Raw genomic sequence first — 17,040 nt, forward strand, 5'->3', positions numbered from 1 at the left:
CGTACGTACGGGCGCCCGCACCGGCACCACCGACAGCGGTCATGTCACTGGTCAAGGGTCATCTTCGACACGCAGTAGTACCCGGCGCGCGGGAGCCTGGGGCGGCGGGCCATAATGCCCTGTGTGACGACCTCCGCCGCCGTTTTCGAGAAGTCTCAGGTTCACTCGCTGACCCGGCCGAACATGGTCAGCGTCGGGACGATCATCTGGCTCTCCAGCGAGCTGATGTTCTTCGCGGCCCTGTTCGCGATGTATTTCTCCATCCGGGCCGCTCAGCCGGCCCTGTGGCCGGAGATGACGAAGAACCTCGAGCTCTGGTATTCCACCCCGTTCACGGTGATCCTCGTGCTGTCCTCGGTGACCTGTCAGATGGGCGTCTTCTGCGCCGAGCGCGGGGACGTGTACGGCCTGCGTCGCTGGTATCTGCTGACCCTGGTGATGGGCGCGATCTTCGTCGGCGGCCAGGCCGGTGAGTACTACAAGCTGGTTCACGACGGCATCACCATCTCGGCCAACGGGTACGGGTCGATGTTCTTCCTGACCACCGGTTTCCACGGCCTGCACGTGATCGGCGGCCTGCTCGCCTTCGTCTTCCTGATGATCCGGTCGACGATGGGCCGCTTCACCCCGGCGCAGGCGACCTCGGCCATCGTCGTGTCGTACTACTGGCACTTCGTCGACGTGGTCTGGATCGCCCTGTTCGCGATGATCTACCTGCTCCGCTAGCTCGCTGTCACGTTCGCGGCAGCTAACCCGTCATTAGTTCTGTAGACAACCGCAAGGTGAGGCGATGATTTCCTCCTTCGCAGGCCGGGCCTCCCGCCGGGCGGCGGACCTGGCCAAGCGCCGGTCGGGCGTGCTGCTGCTGATAGCGGCGCTCGCCGTGATCGGCGCTGGCTACGCGGCGTTCACGCCGAGCACCTCGGCGGCCCCGAACGACCAATCGTCGGCGGGCGGCGCAGCAGGGTCAGCGACTGTTCAACGACAGCTGCATCAGCTGCCACGGCCGTACGCTGCAGGGCGTCCCCGGCCGCGGACCGAGCCTGGTCGGGGTGGGTGGCGCCGCGGTCGACTTCCAGGTCTCCTCGGGCCGGATGCCACTGGCCACTGGCCGGCCAGGCCGCGCAGGCGGCCCGCAAGCCCCCGAAGTTCACCGACGACCAGATCACCCAGCTGGTCGCCTACGTGCAGTCGTACGGCGGACCGGAAGTGCCGACCGGGCAGCTGTCCAGCACCGACAAGGACACCATCGCCGAAGGTGGCCGCCTGTTCCGGCTGAACTGCGCCGCCTGCCACGCCTTCAGCACCAAGGGTGGCGCGCTGTCGTCCGGCAAGACCGCGCCGAACCTCAACGACGCGACCGACAAACAGATTTACGAGGCGATGCTGACCGGCCCGGAGAACATGCCGGTGTTCGCGAACAACCAGCTCACCCCGGATGAGAAGAAGGCCATCCTGTCGTACGTGCAGGCCCAGAAGGCCGACATGGACCAGGGCGGCTTCGGGATCGGCCGGTCCGGCCCGGTGCCCGAGGGCCTGGTGATCTTCGTCATCGGCATTATCGCTCTGCTGTTCGTGACGCTCTGGATTGCAGGAAAGTCGTGACCACACAAGACCACAGCACTGCCCACGAGCCGGCCACCGCCAACGGGGTGACCCCGGCGTACCCGATGCCGGGCAAAGACCCGTATGTCGACGCCAACGACCCGGAGGCGGACCAGTTCGACCTGGTCCGCGAGGGTGCCCGCCGGGACGGCGTGGAGCTGGTGCATTACGCGCCACGTTTCCCGGTCCCGGGCACCAAGCGGGAGAAGCGGGTCGAGCGGACCATCGCGTTCATGTTCGGCCTGTCCGGCCTGTTCGGGCTGGCTTTCCTGGTCGTCTACATCTGGTGGCCATACGACTACCAGCTGGGCGTCAACATCGCGAAGCTCTACACGCCGATGCTGGGCATCACGCTCGGCTTCGCGCGCTGTTCTTCGTCGGCGCCGCGGTCATCACCTTCGCGAAGAAGCTGCTGCCCGAAGAGGTCGCGGTCCAGGATCGGCACGACGGTGCGTCTCCGGACGACGAGCGCCGGCTGACCGGCGCCACGCTGTTGCAGCAGACCTTCGACGACACCGGCATCAAGCGCCGCCCGATGCTGAAGGCGGCCATCGCGATCGGCGCCGCGCCGCTCGGTCTCGCGATCGCCGCGCCGCTGGTCGGCGCGCTGATCACGAACCCGGGCAAGGACCCGATCACCACCGCCTGGAAGGAAGGCATCCGGCTGGTCCGCGACGATGGCACGCCGATCCAGCCTGGTGACATGCACACGGGCAGCATCGAGACCGTCTTCCCGGGCATCCCGGACGGCAACACCAACAAATACGCCGACTCCCCCACGCTGCTGATCCACATGCGGCCGGAGGACGCGGCGAAGGTCAAGGTGCAGCCCGGGTACGAGACAGCGCACTACGGCGACTACTTCGCGTACTCGAAGATCTGCACGCACGCGGGCTGCCCGGCCAGCCTGTACGAGCAGCAGACCCAGCGGCTGCTGTGCCCGTGCCACCAGAGCCAGTTCGACCTGCTGGAGTCCTGCAAGCCGGTCTTCGGCCCGGCGAGCCGGCGGCTGCCGCAGCTGCCGATCAAGTTGGACTCGGCGGGATATTTCGTGGCACAGAGCGACTATCGGGTGCCGATCGGTCCCGCATTGTGGGAGCACCCCGACAATGACAAGTAACCTGAGAGAGACCGAGACAGCGCTGTCTGAGATGACGACCGTCCGCCCCACGTATTGGGAGCATCCATCATGATCTCGCTGCCGAAAATCAACCCGGCCGAAATCCCCGAGCAGGCGGCCAGTTGGGCCGATGACCGGTTCGCCGCGGCCAGCCCGGTCCGCAAGCTGATGAACAAGGTCTTCCCGGACCACTGGTCGTTCATGCTCGGTGAGATCGCGCTCTACTCGTTCATCGTGCTGCTGCTGTCCGGCACCTTCCTGGCCCTGTATTTCGAGCCGTCGGCGCTGGAAGTCAAGTACGCCGGCTCGTACACGCCGCTTTACGGCATCGAGATGTCCCGTGCGTACGAGACGACCCTGAACCTGTCGTTCGACGTGCGCGGCGGCTTGATCATGCGGCAGATCCACCACTGGGCGGCGCTGCTGTTCATGGCCGCGATGGTCGTGCACATGCTGCGGGTCTTCTTCACCGGCGCCTTCCGGCGGCCGCGGGAGATCAACTGGGTGGTCGGCGCGCTGCTGTTCATCATGGGCTTCTTCGAGGGCTTCGCGGGTTACTCGCTGCCAGACGACGCGATCTCCGGCACCGGCCTTCGAGTGATGAGCGCGATCATGCAGTCCACGCCGGTGATCGGGACGTGGTTCACCTTCTCGGTGTTCGGCGGCGAATATCCGGGCACGGAGATCCTGCCGCGGCTCTACATCGCACACGTGCTGTTGTTACCCGGTCTGATCCTGGGGTTGATCGCTGTCCATATGGGCCTGCTGGTCAAGCAGAAACACACCCAGTATCCCGGGCCAGGCCGGACCGAGAAGAACGTTGTCGGCGTACGGATGGTGCCGAACTTCTCGGCCAAGGCCGGCGGGTTCTTCATGGTCGTCTTCGGCATGATCGCCTTCCTGGGTGGCGTCTTCCAGATCAACCCGGTGTGGATCTTCGGCCCGTACACAGCCGCGGTGGTCTCCGCTGGCACCACGCCTGACTGGTACGTGGCCTGGAGCGACGGGGCGCTGAGACTCTTCCCGGACTGGGAGATCTACATCGGTCCGTACACGATCCCGGCGATGTTCTGGCCTTCCGCGTTCCTGATGGGCGCCGTCTTCTCGATGCTGATCGGGTATCCGTTCCTGGAAGCCAGACTCACCAAGGGACTCCGCCCACCACAACCTGCTTCAGCGGCCCCGGGACGCACCCGCGCGGACGGCGCTGGGCGCGATGGCGATCGCCTTCATCATCGTGTGCTGCTGATGTCCGCCGGAAACGACATCATCGCCGAGAAGTTCGACATCTCGCTGAACGCGATGACGTGGATCGGTCGGATCGGGCTGCTGCTGGCGCCACCCATCGCGTACTACATCACCTACCGGCTGTGCCTGGGCGCCCAGCAGGGCGACCGGATCACGCTGGCGCACGGTGTCGAGACCGGCATCATCCGGCGGCTTCCGAACGGTGAGTTCATCGAGATCCACCAGCCGCTGGGCCCGGCGGACTCGCACGGCCACAGCGAGCTGGAATACAGCGGCTGGGCGGTGCCGAAGAAGATGAACCGGCTCGGTGCCCTAGGCAACGCTGCCAAGGGCTTCTTCGTGCCGCTGGAGAAGCCCGGTGAGGCTCCCGTCTCGCCGGCGCCGGTAGATCAGCGAGAGCTGACCCGCAGCGACGACTGAGAGCTTCTCAGCCCTCGTACGACCCAGAAAGCCGCCCCATTCCTGTCGGAGTGGGGCGGCTTTCTTTTGCGCTGCCACGCGTACGGCCAGCGTACATATCATACGAACGGACAATTTCTTCGCATTTAACTCTAGGAATCCGGAGGAATGTCCGGTAATCTCCGAATTGTTACGGAGACTGGGCACGAAGAAGACCCGATGTTCGTGACGGCACGGCACCGGACGAGTCAGCGGGCACCGGCACACCCTCCGGGTTGACTCGTCCACACCGCCCCGGTCCACGACGACGTGGTCGGCGGGAGCGATCTGGAGCGTCCGCACCATCGGCGAGCTGATTTATGAACCGAGCGGCTCACGTAAGGGGGTATGAAGAGCCTCGCCGACGTACGACCTGCCCACCTGCGGCTATGAGGAATGGGGCCAGCCGGTGGTGGCGACGGTCGTCGGGCGCGATCATCACGCCACGCCGAGGTCGGTGTTCGCGGTCAATACGCCCTTGTGACCGCGGGCCACCGACCTCGGTGGGCGCTTTTTATTTGACTACTCGCATCCACAGATTGGTTGCCAGCTCGGCGCTGGTCAGGCCGACACGTTCCAGCTTCACGTTCGTACCACCCGGCCAGTCCAAGAGCCGGACGCCGTCGCCGAGCAGCACCGGCGCGATGATCACCAGGAGCTCGTCGAGTTCACCCGCCGCGAGGCATTGTCGGGCGACACTGGCGCCCATCACGTTGACGTACCGCTCCCCCGCCGCGGTCTTCGCCGCCTCGATCGCGCTGCCGAGATCGCCGACGAAAGTCACCCCGGGCACTGGCCGCGCCGGTGGGTGATGGGTGAGGACGAACTGCGGGCCGTCCCAGCCCCCGCCGAACGCCTTACCCTCCTTGGCGGTCCCCCGATGCGGATCGTCGCCGCCGAACGTGCGGCTGCCAACCAACAACGCGCCGATCTTGCTGACGACGACGTCCTTGACGACCGGGTTGGGCGCGATGTGTTCGGTGAGCCAGGACATGTCCCCGCCCAGGCCCGCGATGAAACCGTCGAGCGACATGGTGACCGAGTAGAGCAGCTTGGCCATCGCGTACCTCCGGTGGAACCTCGTCGGGACAGCCAGCAGTTCGCTGGTACGACAACGGCCCGCCTACGCCTGACAGGCGTCGACGGGCCGACAATCGGTGCGTACGAACGGATTAGCTCTCTTCGCCGCGGCTGCCGACGTAATACTCGAAGAGCAGTCCGCCGGTGGACAGGATCAGCGCGACGCCGCCCAGGACCAGCAGCCAGATGGCCCAGAAGACGATCCCGATGCCGGCAATCGCGGCCGCGGCGGCCAGGATGAACGGCCAGTAGCTGCCGGGTGAGAAGAAGCCCAGGTCGCCGGCGCCCTCGCTGATGTCGGCGTTCTCGCGGTCCTCCGGGCGAGCGTCGATCCGGCGGGCCACGAAGGAGAAGTACTGGCCGATCATGCCGCAGAGGCAGCCAGTCAGGATCAGCCCGACGACACCGACCCACTCGGTGTGCTCGACGGTGTTCTTCGTCCAGATCCCGTACACGGTTGCTGCCACGAACACGAACAGCGCCAAGCCGTTGAAGACTTTCGACTCGGTGCGCATCGCTACCGATCCTCCTGTCGGGTACTGCTGTGGATCACAGAATAGGGCAGGGACCAACTCGCCTGGCTAGCTGGCAGACGTGTCGCGGCGGTCGGTGTTGAACGGGTGGGTGGTGACCGCGTACCGCATCGCCTTGCCCTGCAGCTTCTCCAGGGCGTCGGGTTGGACAGGCCCTGCTCGCGCAGCGTCAGGTATTGCTGGTACATGGTCGGGCTGACCGCCCGGACCTCGAAGTTCATGTTCGAGTGGTAGGTGCCGCACAGCTCGGCGCAGCGGCCGACGAAGTTGCCGGTCTGGGTGATGGTCACCTGGAACGAGTTCGGGTGGCCCGGGATCACGTCCCGCTTGAACAGGAAGTCCGGCACCCAGAACGAGTGGATGACATCCTCGGAGGTCTCGATGAACTTGACCGTCTTGCCGGTCGGGAGCACCAGCACCGGGATCTGGTCGGACGAGCCGACGGTCTCCACGTCGTGGCCGTCCTGGCCGCGCTGGTCGTTGTAACCGAACCGCCAGTTCCACTTGAACGCCACCACCGAGATGGTCACGTCCGGGTTCGCGTCTTCCTTGTTCACGTCAGTCTCGACGACCGCCGTGTAGTAGAAGAGAACGACCACGATCAGCAGCGGCGCGATCGTGTAGAGGATCTCGATCGGCAGGTTGAGCTTGGTCTGGACGGGGATCTCTGGGTCACCAGCACGCCGCCGGTAAGCGATGATCGCCCAGAACATCAGGCCCCACACGAGAACACCGACGGCCAGCGCCGCGATGGTCGAGTCGACCCAGAGCCGCAGCATCCACTGCGACTGCACGGTGACGCCCGCCGGCCACCCGAACCGCATCGCCTGGCCCTGATCGCAGCCAGCCAACGCCAGCGCCAGCAACCCCAGCCCGGCAAGGCTCAGGACCGCACGACCACGGCGAACCGGCACTCCGGCCCGATCCCGCTTCTGACTTGCCACCCGACAGGCCCTTCCCGCTCAGCCATCACCCAACCGGCGTGGTCTACACGCCGTAGAACGAGCAAACCGAAGACTATCCGACCTTGTTGGCACCGGCTGTCCCGGGGCGCCGACCCGCCGGCACCCATTTGCCGCCCACTCCACCGCGCCGCTCTTTGGCCCACTCACCCAACGTGATCTCCCACCCTGGGTGGGACGTCCGCATCGACGCGATGCGTGCGCTGGGCGCACGCATCGCGTCGATGCGGGCAAAACTCTGCTACTCGGAGTTAGGAGAGGTGGGTGGTCACCTCGGCGGCAGCGTCGTCGCCGTACGCCTCACCGAGCCGCTTGATGAAGTCGGCGCGGTCCAGGGCGTATTCCTGCGGGCCGTCGGTCTCGATCACCAGGGTCGCGAGCATGCTGCCGACCTGCGCGGACCGTTCCAGGGACAAGCCCCACGACAGGCCCGCGAAGAACCCGGCCCGGAAGCCGTCGCCGACGCCGGTCGGGTCGACCTTGCGGACTTCGCGGGCGATCGGTACGTACACCCGCTCGATGTCCTTGCCGGTGATCTCGACGCCGCGCTCCCCCAGCGTGGTCACCCGGATGCCGACGTGGTCCAGCACGTCCGCGTCGGACCAGCCGGACTTGGACTCCAGCAGGTTCTTCTCGTAGTCGTTGCTCAGCAGGTAGGCGGCGCCGTCGGTGAGCGTACGAATCTGCTCCCCATCCATCAACGCGATCTGCTGGGAGAAGTCGGCGGCCCGCGCGATGCCCAGCTTGGTGGCCTCGCTGGTGTTGCGCAGCATGCCCTCCGGGTCGTGCGCGCCGACGATCAGCAGGTCGATGCCGCCGAGGCGGTCCACCGTGGGCTGCAGCGAGATGTTGCGGCCCTCGGCCATCGCACCGGTGTAGAAGGATGCGATCTGCGCCATGTCGTCGTCGGTGGTGCAGTTGAACCGAGCGGTGTGCAGGTGGTCGAAGACCTGTACGGACTCGCAGTCGACGCCGTGCTCCTGCAGCCATTTCCGGTAGTCGTCGAAGTCCGGCCCGACCGCGCCGAGCAGAGTCGGGTGCTCTCCCAGCACGCCCATGCCGTACGCCATGTTGGCGGCAACTCCGCCGCGACGGATCACCAACTTGTCGACCAGGAACGACAGGGACACCTGATGCAGCTGGTCAGGCAGCAGCTGCTCGGCGAACCGGCCCTTGAAATGCATCAGGTGGTCGGTGGCGATGGATCCGGTGACGACGATCTTCATTACCCAGCCTCGTTGGGGCGTACACCGCCCCGGTCGGTAGCACGGACGAACGACCCTAACCCGCACCACCACGTTCCGGGACCCACCACCAACGAGAGAATTTTCATCCTGGTCATCGGCCCGACGATCGCTGCCACCTCCGGCTATGCGGCGGCGAAATTCTGTCGGTGCCAGCCCCTAGCTTCAGGCCATCCGCGAATTTTGTCCGATACCGCGGCCGGTCCGGCCGGTACGCTCGCATGCAGGAGGTGGTTCGCTATGTCAGCATTACCCATGGGCGTTGACGACTTCGACCCGCTGGTCGACCTGGCTGGCATGTGGACCAACGACCTCGCCCAGCTCTATCTACCCATCGACGGGATGCTCGCGACTCGTTACGAGGCAGTCCGACGGGAAGCTCGTCATGAGCCCCTACGAGGGCAGTGGGAATAGTTGGGCGAGCAAACGCCTCGCCCGACAACTCGACGACATGGCCGAAGCCGCGGGTTTCGCGCTGTATATGACCCTGAACGTCGTGTTTGCCGCCCACAGCTGGATCCAGCCAGATCTTGTCCTGCTTCGCGACACACTCGAGTTGGACACCTGGGTTTCAGCGGACGAGGTTGTCATGCCTATTGAGCTGGTCTCGCCGTCATCCCGTCGCCGAGACCGCATCGACAAGCCCGCCCTGATGGCCAAAGCAGGCATTCCGTTCTACCTTCGTATCGAAGTCACCAAGTCACTGCCCGCCGTATCGGCGGAATTGTGCGAGCTTCGGGACGGCCTTTACCACCCGATCGAGCGATCGACCGGTGGGAGGCGGTTGGACAGCGACGTGCCGTTTCCGATGTCGGTGGATCTGCTCGATCTGCTCGAACCGAGAAGACGTCAGAAACTGGTGTAACGACGAAGGCCCGACCGCTGGGCGGTCGGGCCTTTGCTCGTACGAAAGATCTAGTGGAACGAGTCGCCGCAGGCGCAGGAGCCGGTGGCGTTCGGGTTGTCGATCGTGAAGCCCTGCTTCTCGATGGTGTCGACGAAGTCGATCGTCGCGCCGCCCAGATAAGGCTTGCTCATCCGGTCGATGACGACCTGGACCCCGCCGAAGTCCTCCACCGCGTCGCCGTCGAGCGAGCGCTCGTCGAAGAACAGCTGGTAACGCAGGCCCGAGCAGCCGCCGGGCTGGACGGCGATGCGCAGCCGCAGGTCGTCGCGACCTTCCTGCTCCAGCAGGTTCTTCACCTTGAGGGCGGCGACGTCGCTCAGTACGACAGACGTTTCGGTGGTCGGAGTGGTCACGTTCTGCTCCCGTAGAAGTCGGCGCTCGGTTCGACAGCTGTCACCCAAGCAACAACCGGCACAGTCAGTGCTGTTCCCATGGTGACACAGCAGGTCGGATTTGCCATCAAGGCCAGCGTACGACGGGAAGACCCGTTCCGGTCAGCGGCGGGACCACTCGCGGGCCACTCGTTCGGCCAGTCGGGTCAGCCCGCTGGCGCCGGCGTCGATGGCCGCCTGCGCGGAACCGAGCTCGTCGGCGACCGAATAGGCGGCCTCGATGCCGGCGGCGGCCGCTTCCCGGCGGCCCACCGACACCTGGCCGGCCATCACCAGGCACGGCAGCGCGCGTTCTGCGGCGCCCGCGGCCACGCCAGCGGCGACTTTTCCGCGCAGCGATTGGAAGTCGAAGGATCCTTCGCCGGTGACCACCAGGTCGGTGGCGTCCAACGCGGCGTCCAGGCCGATCAGGTCGCGTACGAGCGCGATCCCGGATTCCCGGCGGGCGCCGAGCGCCAGCAGCGCCGCACCGAGGCCGCCGGCCGCGCCGGCACCTGGCGCGGTGGCGAGGTCCGGCGGGCAGCCAGGCAGGTCTCGTACGAGCACTTCCGCCCCCAGCGAGCGAGGGCCGCGTCGAGCAGGAGCACGTCCTCTCGGGTCGCGCCCTTCTGCGGTCCGAACACCGAGGACGCGCCATGCAGGCCGGTCAGCGGGCTGTCCACATCGCTGGCGATCACCAGCTCGGCACCGCGCAGCGCCGGGCACACCGGCCAGCCGATCGCAGGACACCAACGCGGCACCGCCGTACGGAAGCGCGGCGCCGGCCCCGTCGAGCGCTACCGCGCCGAGAGCGGCCATCATGCCGGCGCCGCCGTCGTTGGTGGCCGAACCACCGAGACCGACCACGACCCGGTGGGCGCCGGTGTCGACCGCGGCGGCGATCAGCAGGCCGACGCCATACGAAGTGGTGATCTTCGGATCGCGTTCGGCCTTGGTGAGCAGGTGCAGGCCGGTGGCGTCGGCGCTCTCCACATAGCCGTCATCGCCGCCGACGCGCAGCACGCTGCCGGTGGTGTCCCGCCCGAGCGGATCCGGGATGGCCACCTTGACGTACTCACCGCCGATCGCGGTGTTGAGCACATCCAGGAATCCCGGCCCACCATCGGAGAGCGGCCGCAGCACCAACTCGTCGTCCGGCGCCTGCCGCCGCCAGCCGGTCGCGACCGCTTCGGCGGCCTGCCGGGCGGTCATCGTGCCGCCAAAGGAATCCGGAGCTACGAGTACGCGCACCGGCTCATCCTGCCCTACCCGCGGGCCGTCGTTGTGACATTCGGAATCCGATTGTGCAGTCGGGGTGGCGTTGACCTGCTCAAACATCTTCCACCGTGACATTCGGACAGATCCCAGTCGGCTCCGCGGAGGTAGTGAAACGGGACAGAACCGCTTCACTACCTCCGCGAGGAGCCGTCACCCGAGGTGGGCTTCGGAGAGCAGCATCTCGAAGATGGCCTCCGGGTCGGCGGCGGTCAGGCCACGGGCGGCGAACCAGTCGCAGACGTTGACCACGTCCCGCCGCAGGAACCCGACGCCCTGCGGGTTGCCGACGATGTCGACCGCCTGCGGGAGGTCGATCATCACCAGCCACCAGCCGGCCACCGTGGACCAAGAGGTTGTACGGGGACAGGTCGCCGTGCGCGAGGCCGTGCCGGGCCATCGTGGACATCGCGTCCAGCAACTGGTCCCACAACGACCCCAGTTCGGCGCCCCCCGGACGGCACTGCGCGAGCCGTGGCGCGGCCGTACCTGAAGCGTCCCCAATGAACTCCTGCAGCAGCTCGGTGCCGTCGAGAGAAACGGGATAAGGCACCGCCACGCCGGCCTCTCGGAGTACACCGAGCACCGCGAACTCGGCAGCCGCCCACTGCCCGGCCAGCAACTCCCGGCCGAAGTCGGTCCGCCGCGCCATGGCGCGGTTTTTTCGCGACTGCGCCGGACCCGGCGGCCCTCCAGATAGCCGGCGTCCCGGTGAAAAGACCGGTGCTCCGAAGTGCGGTAACGCTTGGCCGCCAGCAGGCAGCGCGGACCGCCGTCAGGCACCTGGCGATCGATCAGGAAGACGTCGGCCTCCTTGCCGGTCTTGAGTACGCCCAGCTCATAGTCGACCGCGCCGAGCGCGGTGACGACCCAGTCCGGCCGCGGCTTGGGGCCGTGGGTGGCGCCGTCCCAGGTGGACCACCGGTCGCCGGCGGGCGGCCCGTCCAGGTCAGCGGGCTCACCGGGATCGTCGATGCCGGCCGGCGGCTCGACCGGATCTGGCCGGCGGACCGTACGAGCAGCCTTACGTGCAACCCGCGGCTCGTCGAATGCGTCAAGTGTGTAGAGATCGTCGTCACAGTCTTCGGACGACTCAAAGCGAAAAGGAACGCGTGGCACTGGAGAGAACTCCTCAAGGATCACCGGGACCCTTGGGCTGCGGACGCTGTCAGGTCCGCGCGGGCACCGGGAGATGGTTGCTTACAGGCATGCGAAAGCCGCAGGTGACAGCCATGAACCCCACCTCCCAGGTGCGGTGCCGGAGCAGACCCGGCACGCCAGATGTGACGGCAACACTCTGACCAACGATGAAAGGCAAGTCAACTGATTTTCCGCCGCCGGGGCGGGCAGTCGCCCCGGCGTCGACAGTCGTTAACCTGACGAACTGGATCTGCACGGCATCGATCCGGCCCGCACGTACGGCCGGCATAGAGAGGACCACGATGGACAACGATGTCCTGATCGTGCGGGGTGGCCTGCCGCTACGCGGCGAAATCCGCATCCCGGGCGCGAAGAACCTGGTTCCCAAGGCAATGGTGGCGGCGCTGCTGGGTGAGTCCCCCAGCCGGCTACGGAACATCCCGGCCGTACGGGACGTGGAGATCGTCACCGGCCTGCTCGAGCTGCACGGCGTCAGCGTCCGCCCGAGCGGGATGCCCGGCGAGCTGGTCCTGGACCCGAGCCAGGTCGAGCGCGCCAGCGTCGACGAGATCAACGTGCACGCCGGTTCCAGCCGGATCCCGATCCTGTTCTGTGGCCCGCTGCTGCACCGGCTCGGCCACGCCTTCATCCCGGACCTCGGCGGCTGCAACATCGGCGGCCGGCCCATCGACTTCCACCTGGAGGCACTGCGTCAGTTCGGCGCGGTCGTCGACAAGGACCCCGAGGGCCTGCACCTGTCCGCGCCGGACGGTCTGCACGGCACCAAGCTGGAACTGCCGTACCCCAGCGTCGGTGCCACCGAGCAGATCCTGCTCACCGCGGTACGCGCGAACGGCGTCACCGAACTGCGCAACGCGGCCATCGAGCCGGAGATCATCGACCTGATCGCGGTGCTGCAGAAGATGGGCGCGCTGATCAGCGTGCTGACCGACCGGACGCTCCGGATCACCGGCGTCGAGCGGCTCTACGGCTACGACCACACCGCGCTGCCGGACCGGCTGGAGGCCGCCAGTTGGGGCTGCGCAGCGCTCGCCACCCGCGGTGACGTGTACGTGCGAGGCGCCCGGCAAGCCGACATGATGACGTTCCTCAACGTCTTTCGCACCGTCGGCGGCGAATTCGAGATCGACGACTCCCCCGGCGGCGGCATCCGGTTCTGGCACCCTGGCGGGCGACCTCAAACCGATCGCGCTGGAAACCGACGTACACCCCGGCTTCCAGACCGACTGGCAGCAGCCACTCGTCGTCGCGCTGACCCAGGCGTCCGGCCTGTCGATCGTGCACGAGACCGTCTACGAAAACCGGCTCGGATTCACCGACGCGCTGGTCAGCATGGGCGCGCACATCCAGCTCTACCGAGACTGCCTCGGCGGCACCCCGTGCCGGTTCGGCCAGCGCAACTTCCGGCACTCCGCGGTGATCAGCGGCCCCGCCAAGCTGCACGCCGCCGACCTGGTGATCCCCGACCTGCGGGGCGGCTTCTCCCACCTGATCGCGGCACTCGCCGCCGAGGGCACCTCACGGGTGTACGGCGTCGACCTCATCGACCGCGGCTACTCCGACTTCGACACCAAACTCGCCGCCCTCGGCGCCCAGGCCGAACGCGTCGCAGAGGCTGCGTAGCTGCTGCGAGTTCCTCGCAGGGGCCGCGACTCGGCCGCGTCGCCGGACCGCCCAAGACCGGGGCGGTCCACCGTCGCGGTAGGGGACGGCCTACGCCGCCACGGCCGGCGCCCGGACCCCGCGTCGCCAGGCTCGCCCCAGAAGACCGCTGGGACGAGCCCACCGCCACAGGACCCCCGAGCCCTTCGGGCTGCGCCTTGGCGGGGCTGGGAGGCGCGCTTAGGTGACCAGACACCCGGGCGCGGTAGGCGCGAAGGTGACCAGACACCTGGGTGCGATAGGCGGGTGGGTGACCAGACACAGAGGCGCGATGGGTGCATGGTGACTACACACAGAGGTGCGTTGGGCGCGTGGGTGGCTGGCGAGGGACCAGGTAGGCGTCGCATCAACTAGGGTGTGAGCATTCCCCGTCTGGTGGTGGATGCCTGTTGCCTTGGGTGGTGACCGCACCACCATCCGTTACTTCGAAGGAACGCTGCCGACTGTGGACGTGAAGTCGCTTTTTCGCCGTAAGTCCGAGCCTGACGCACCGGTTGAGGTCGTACGGCCGGCGAAGCCCGGCGGCAAGGGGCGTCCGACGCCCAAGCGCAAGGACGCTCAGGCGCGCCGGCGCAACGCCGAGCCGCCGCCAGCGAACCAGAAGGAAGCCCGGCAGCGGATGCAGGCCCGGCAGCGCACCGAACGCTCGGAAGCCCGCGAGGGCATGATGAACGGCGACGAGCGATACCTGCTGCCACGCGACAAGGGACCGGCCCGCAGACTCGTCCGCGACATCGTCGACTCCCGGCGGACGGTAGGCGCGTATTTCCTCGGTGGCACCCTGGTCGTCTTCCTGGCGGCCCAGTTGCCGGCAGTGTTCCGGCTTTACTCGACCCTCCTGTGGGCCGCGTTGCTGATCGTCCTGCTGATCGACTCCTTGCTGATCGCCCGGAAGATCAAGAAGCTGGTCGCCGAGCGGCTGCCGGACTACCACGAGCGGATGATGGGCCTCTACGTCTACGGCGCGATGCGGGCGACCGTGTTCCGCCGGATGCGGGCCCCCCGGCCGCAGGTCAGCCTGGGCGACAAAGTCTAGCCAGCGTGGGAAAACCCGGCGGTTCGCGCTATCTGAACACGCCGTGCAGGAGCGCTGTGTTCGCCGTCCCGGTGGCCCGCCACGGCACCCTCGTGGGCTACCTGTGGGCGTCCGTACGAGACGATGCTGCCGGCTTTATCGGCTCCCACCGCGGCGCGCACGCGGTGGGCGTCGACTCGGCCGCTCTCACCGCGCACTGGGAGGACCAGCTCCGGACGTCCGCGCTGGCCGAGCTGGCGCCGATCGCTACCCTGCACCACCTCGCCAGCGCACCCGAGCACCCGACCTACGGCGGCGTCGCCGCACCCGCTCGCCCGCAGCGGGCCCGCACTCTGCACCATCTCCAAAACCGCGCCAACCCCCAGGACGATGGGGTTTTCGGCCCGCTTTAAGTCGTACGAAACCGCCAGCCCTTTAGGTCACACCTGGATTTACGCAGACAAACGGCTTACCGAATTGGGTACGCTCCATCTCCCCCTGGACTTCAGCCGGTCCGGGGAAGGGAGCTATCAGTGACCACGGGGAACGGGGCTGGCACCGCACTGCGGTTCGAGATTCTCGGGCCGCTGCGGGCCTGGCGGGGCGACCAGGAGCTGACGCTCGGCCCCAACAAGCAGCGAGCCGTGCTGGCTACTCTGCTGGTACACGCCAACACCGCCGTTTCCACCGACCAGATCGTCGAAGCGGTGTGGCTCGGCGAGCCACCGAACAACGGCGCGAACGTGGTGCAGAAATATGTCGCGGGACTGCGCCGGGTGCTGGAGCCGGACCGCGAGCCGCGGTCCCCTGGCCGGCTGCTGACCCGTACCCGCGACGGCTACCTGCTGCGGGTCGCGCCGGGCAGTCTCGACGCGGAGGTTTTCACCGCGTTGGAACACCAGGCGCAGGCCGCACACGCGCACGACCAGCTGCCGGAGGCGACCGACCAGCTGGCCGAAGCGCTGGGTCTGTGGCGCGGCGAGGTGCTGGCCGGGCTGACCGGTCCGGTCTTCGAGTCCGCCAGGATCCGGCTCGGCGAGACGAAAGCCGCCGCGCAGGAAACGCTGGCCGAGATCGAGGTGGCCGCCGGCCGGCACCGGACGGTGGTGCCGGAGCTGGTACGGCTGGTGGCCGACTTTCCGTTCCGGGAGCGGCCGCGCTACCTGCTGATGCTCGCACTGTCCGAATCCGGTCGTCGCCGGCCCGAAGCCCTGACCGCCTACCAGGACTACCGGCGGCAGCTGGTCGACGAGCTCGGCGTGGAGCCCGGCGACCTCGTACGCGACCTGCATCTGCGCATCCTGCGAGCCGATCCCGCCCCGCAGCCGGCACCGACGGTCGTACGACCGGAGCCACTGGCGCAGACCGCCGAGGCTCCGCCGCGACTGGCGATCACGGCCGTCGACCCCCACCGCCCGAGGCCGCCGGTTGGATGCAGTGGCTGATCAGGATCGCGGTGATCGCCATCCCGTTGCTCACGATCGGGCTGGCCACCTGGGCGGTGGTCGGCGCTCTCACGCTCCGCGAAGTCCGGCGCGGCCGGCCGTACGGGTGGCTCAACGGGCTGGCCGCGGTCGGTTACGGCGCGATCTTGGTGGTGATGGTCTTCGCGGTGAAGGTGAGTCCGGGCCGGATCGGCCCGCCGATCTTCGTGCTGACCATCTTCGTCGAGTTGGCAGGAGTGGTGCATGCGGCCCTGTTAACCACCACGCCGGCCCGACCGGCGTCCGGCTGGCTGTCGATCGCACTCCGGATCTTCCGGGCCAGTGTCCCGCTGGCGAGTGTCGGGCTGGCGGCGTGGACGGTGCCCGCGTACTACGCCTTCCGGCGCCGCAGTCTCTCGCTGGCACTGGCCGCCGGCGGCTATCTGGTCGGCGGCGCGGCCTTCATGATTATCGCTCTCGGTGACGGAAACACACCCCTGCTGCCCGACCCGGTGCCGATGCTGATCTGGCTGGCGGTCATCTCGGTCGGCACCCTGCATGCCGCGGTGCTCGACCCCGACCGCCACCGCCGTCTACCGCTGCCCTTATGAGCAGCACAAACACCGACGGCAGCGGAACGGCAGTCAAGACGGGGTCAAGTCAGGCATACTCACCCGGCGCCAACGCAGGCGCATTACCCAACGAAGGGCACACGTAAGGCAATGTCAGTCACAGATCAGTACGGGTCAGCGCCGATCCAGCCGACCGCGCAGCGTTCCGGTGTACTGTCCGTCGTCACGTTCGTGCTGGGCCTGCTCGGCATCCTCGTCGTCACCATTCCGATCAGCATCGTGCTCGGCATCGTCGCGCTGGTTCGCTCCAACCAGAAGCTCAAGCCACTGGCCGTCATCGGCATCCTGCTGGCGCTCCTGTGGGCCGTCGGTCTCGGCATCGGCGGGTACACCCTAGCCAAGGCGGGCTCGGACAAGCTGACC

General features: G+C 67.3%; 20 protein-coding genes and 2 pseudogenes. 13 read left to right on the top strand and 9 right to left on the bottom strand.

Features of this window, described 5'->3' with window-relative positions:
- Positions 1–114 precede the first annotated feature (114 nt).
- The 5 genes from ctaE (at position 115) to qcrB (ending at position 4,393) form a co-directional block, all read left to right on the top strand.
- Entirely contained in the window at positions 115–726 is a 612-nt protein-coding gene (ctaE, locus tag GNX96_RS10385) for an aa3-type cytochrome oxidase subunit III (protein WP_163567926.1), read from the top strand.
- 330 nt (positions 727–1,056) lie between these two features.
- On the top strand, positions 1,057–1,605 hold the full coding sequence (qcrC, locus tag GNX96_RS10390) for a cytochrome bc1 complex diheme cytochrome c subunit (RefSeq protein ID WP_279579941.1): 549 nt from the start codon (positions 1,057–1,059) through the stop codon (positions 1,603–1,605).
- Positions 1,602–2,084 (top strand): hypothetical protein, encoded by a 483-nt coding sequence (locus GNX96_RS50545; RefSeq protein ID WP_279579942.1) that lies wholly within the window; start codon positions 1,602–1,604, stop codon positions 2,082–2,084. The genes qcrC and GNX96_RS50545 overlap by 4 nt, the downstream gene beginning before the upstream one ends.
- Positions 2,018–2,725, top strand: a complete 708-nt coding sequence (gene qcrA, locus GNX96_RS10395; RefSeq protein WP_279580001.1) for a cytochrome bc1 complex Rieske iron-sulfur subunit — start codon at positions 2,018–2,020, stop codon at positions 2,723–2,725. The genes GNX96_RS50545 and qcrA overlap by 67 nt, the downstream gene beginning before the upstream one ends.
- Positions 2,726–2,794: 69 nt before the next feature.
- Complete coding sequence (qcrB, locus tag GNX96_RS10400; protein ID WP_452124468.1) at positions 2,795–4,393, top strand: cytochrome bc1 complex cytochrome b subunit; 1,599 nt, start codon at positions 2,795–2,797, stop codon at positions 4,391–4,393.
- A gap of 532 nt (positions 4,394–4,925) precedes the next feature.
- On the opposite strand, the gene GNX96_RS10405 is transcribed toward qcrB, so the two are convergent.
- From GNX96_RS10405 to GNX96_RS10420, 4 genes are all read right to left on the bottom strand, one after another.
- Entirely contained in the window at positions 4,926–5,471 is a 546-nt protein-coding gene (locus GNX96_RS10405; protein ID WP_163567927.1) for a dihydrofolate reductase family protein, read from the bottom strand.
- A gap of 112 nt (positions 5,472–5,583) precedes the next feature.
- Positions 5,584–6,006, bottom strand: a complete 423-nt coding sequence (locus GNX96_RS10410) for a cytochrome c oxidase subunit 4 (protein WP_163567928.1) — start codon at positions 6,004–6,006, stop codon at positions 5,584–5,586.
- Positions 6,007–6,008: 2 nt separating this feature from the next.
- Positions 6,009–6,968 carry an aa3-type cytochrome oxidase subunit II gene (gene ctaC, locus GNX96_RS10415; RefSeq protein WP_279579943.1) on the bottom strand — a complete coding sequence of 320 codons (960 nt, stop codon included), beginning with the start codon at positions 6,966–6,968 and terminating at the stop codon, positions 6,009–6,011.
- A gap of 269 nt (positions 6,969–7,237) precedes the next feature.
- Positions 7,238–8,212: a carbohydrate kinase family protein gene (locus GNX96_RS10420; RefSeq protein WP_163567929.1), complete on the bottom strand. Its 975-nt coding sequence runs from the start codon at positions 8,210–8,212 to the stop codon at positions 7,238–7,240.
- Positions 8,213–8,470: 258 nt separating this feature from the next.
- Between GNX96_RS10420 and GNX96_RS10425 the strand changes: the two genes are divergently transcribed.
- Together GNX96_RS10425 and GNX96_RS10430 are read left to right on the top strand one after the other, a co-directional pair.
- Positions 8,471–8,644 (top strand): hypothetical protein, encoded by a 174-nt coding sequence (locus GNX96_RS10425; RefSeq protein WP_163567930.1) that lies wholly within the window; start codon positions 8,471–8,473, stop codon positions 8,642–8,644.
- On the top strand, positions 8,616–9,095 hold the full coding sequence (locus GNX96_RS10430) for a Uma2 family endonuclease (RefSeq protein WP_163567931.1): 480 nt from the start codon (positions 8,616–8,618) through the stop codon (positions 9,093–9,095). Before GNX96_RS10425 ends, GNX96_RS10430 begins: the two co-directional genes overlap by 29 nt.
- 50 nt (positions 9,096–9,145) lie before the next feature.
- Here GNX96_RS10430 and GNX96_RS10435 read toward each other — a convergent pair whose 3' ends face one another.
- The 4 genes and pseudogenes from GNX96_RS10435 to GNX96_RS63075 all read right to left on the bottom strand — a co-directional run.
- Entirely contained in the window at positions 9,146–9,490 is a 345-nt protein-coding gene (locus GNX96_RS10435; protein WP_163567932.1) for a HesB/IscA family protein, read from the bottom strand.
- A 141-nt stretch (positions 9,491–9,631) separates the two neighbouring features.
- A complete protein-coding gene (locus tag GNX96_RS67130) occupies positions 9,632–10,759 on the bottom strand; it encodes a glycerate kinase family protein (RefSeq protein ID WP_452124469.1) in 1,128 nt (375 codons plus the stop codon).
- A 177-nt stretch (positions 10,760–10,936) separates the two neighbouring features.
- Positions 10,937–11,104 carry an RIO1 family regulatory kinase/ATPase domain-containing protein gene (locus GNX96_RS63070; protein WP_390623970.1) on the bottom strand — a complete coding sequence of 56 codons (168 nt, stop codon included), beginning with the start codon at positions 11,102–11,104 and terminating at the stop codon, positions 10,937–10,939.
- A gap of 67 nt (positions 11,105–11,171) precedes the next feature.
- Positions 11,172–11,435: pseudogene (locus tag GNX96_RS63075) on the bottom strand (RIO1 family regulatory kinase/ATPase domain-containing protein); the annotation flags it as partial.
- A gap of 790 nt (positions 11,436–12,225) precedes the next feature.
- Here GNX96_RS63075 and GNX96_RS50565 point away from each other — a divergent pair.
- From GNX96_RS50565 to GNX96_RS10470, 6 genes and pseudogenes are all read left to right on the top strand, one after another.
- Positions 12,226–13,098 (top strand): annotated as a pseudogene (locus GNX96_RS50565) (UDP-N-acetylglucosamine 1-carboxyvinyltransferase); the annotation flags it as partial.
- Between the two features lie 37 nt (positions 13,099–13,135).
- The gene (locus tag GNX96_RS50570; RefSeq protein ID WP_279580003.1) at positions 13,136–13,567 is read left to right on the top strand and encodes a hypothetical protein; all 432 of its coding nucleotides are present in this window, start codon (positions 13,136–13,138) and stop codon (positions 13,565–13,567) included.
- Positions 13,568–13,988: 421 nt separating this feature from the next.
- Positions 13,989–14,642: a DUF3043 domain-containing protein gene (locus GNX96_RS10455; RefSeq protein WP_279579945.1), complete on the top strand. Its 654-nt coding sequence runs from the start codon at positions 13,989–13,991 to the stop codon at positions 14,640–14,642.
- 56 nt (positions 14,643–14,698) lie between these two features.
- A complete protein-coding gene (locus GNX96_RS10460; RefSeq protein ID WP_163567933.1) occupies positions 14,699–15,034 on the top strand; it encodes a hypothetical protein in 336 nt (111 codons plus the stop codon).
- A gap of 120 nt (positions 15,035–15,154) precedes the next feature.
- On the top strand, positions 15,155–16,066 hold the full coding sequence (locus GNX96_RS10465) for an AfsR/SARP family transcriptional regulator (protein ID WP_163567934.1): 912 nt from the start codon (positions 15,155–15,157) through the stop codon (positions 16,064–16,066).
- A complete protein-coding gene (locus GNX96_RS10470; protein WP_163567935.1) occupies positions 16,054–16,656 on the top strand; it encodes a hypothetical protein in 603 nt (200 codons plus the stop codon). The genes GNX96_RS10465 and GNX96_RS10470 overlap by 13 nt, the downstream gene beginning before the upstream one ends.
- Positions 16,657–16,781: 125 nt before the next feature.
- On the opposite strand, the gene GNX96_RS10475 is transcribed toward GNX96_RS10470, so the two are convergent.
- The gene (locus GNX96_RS10475) at positions 16,782–16,955 is read right to left on the bottom strand and encodes a hypothetical protein (RefSeq protein ID WP_163567936.1); all 174 of its coding nucleotides are present in this window, start codon (positions 16,953–16,955) and stop codon (positions 16,782–16,784) included.
- Positions 16,956–17,040: the final 85 nt, after the last annotated feature.

This window comes from Fodinicola feengrottensis, assembly GCF_010993775.1.
GTDB classification, from domain to species: Bacteria; Actinomycetota; Actinomycetes; order Mycobacteriales; family HKI-0501; genus Fodinicola; species Fodinicola feengrottensis.

Bases quoted from the DNA above. Each gene is read 5' to 3' on its own strand.
- ctaE (WP_163567926.1), top strand. From the start codon at position 115: ATGCCCTGTGTGACGACCTCCGCCGCCGTTTTCGAGAAGTCTCAGGTT.
- qcrB (WP_452124468.1), top strand. From the start codon at position 2,795: ATGATCTCGCTGCCGAAAATCAACCCGGCCGAAATCCCCGAGCAGGCG.
- GNX96_RS10405 (WP_163567927.1), bottom strand. From the start codon at position 5,471: ATGGCCAAGCTGCTCTACTCGGTCACCATGTCGCTCGACGGTTTCATC.
- GNX96_RS10410 (WP_163567928.1), bottom strand. From the start codon at position 6,006: ATGCGCACCGAGTCGAAAGTCTTCAACGGCTTGGCGCTGTTCGTGTTC.
- GNX96_RS10420 (WP_163567929.1), bottom strand. From the start codon at position 8,212: ATGAAGATCGTCGTCACCGGATCCATCGCCACCGACCACCTGATGCAT.
- GNX96_RS10425 (WP_163567930.1), top strand. From the start codon at position 8,471: ATGTCAGCATTACCCATGGGCGTTGACGACTTCGACCCGCTGGTCGAC.
- GNX96_RS10430 (WP_163567931.1), top strand. From the start codon at position 8,616: ATGAGCCCCTACGAGGGCAGTGGGAATAGTTGGGCGAGCAAACGCCTC.
- GNX96_RS63070 (WP_390623970.1), bottom strand. From the start codon at position 11,104: ATGATCGACCTCCCGCAGGCGGTCGACATCGTCGGCAACCCGCAGGGC.
- GNX96_RS10455 (WP_279579945.1), top strand. From the start codon at position 13,989: ATGCCTGTTGCCTTGGGTGGTGACCGCACCACCATCCGTTACTTCGAA.
- GNX96_RS10470 (WP_163567935.1), top strand. From the start codon at position 16,054: ATGCAGTGGCTGATCAGGATCGCGGTGATCGCCATCCCGTTGCTCACG.
- GNX96_RS10475 (WP_163567936.1), bottom strand. From the start codon at position 16,955: ATGACGGCCAGTGGCTTGAGCTTCTGGTTGGAGCGAACCAGCGCGACG.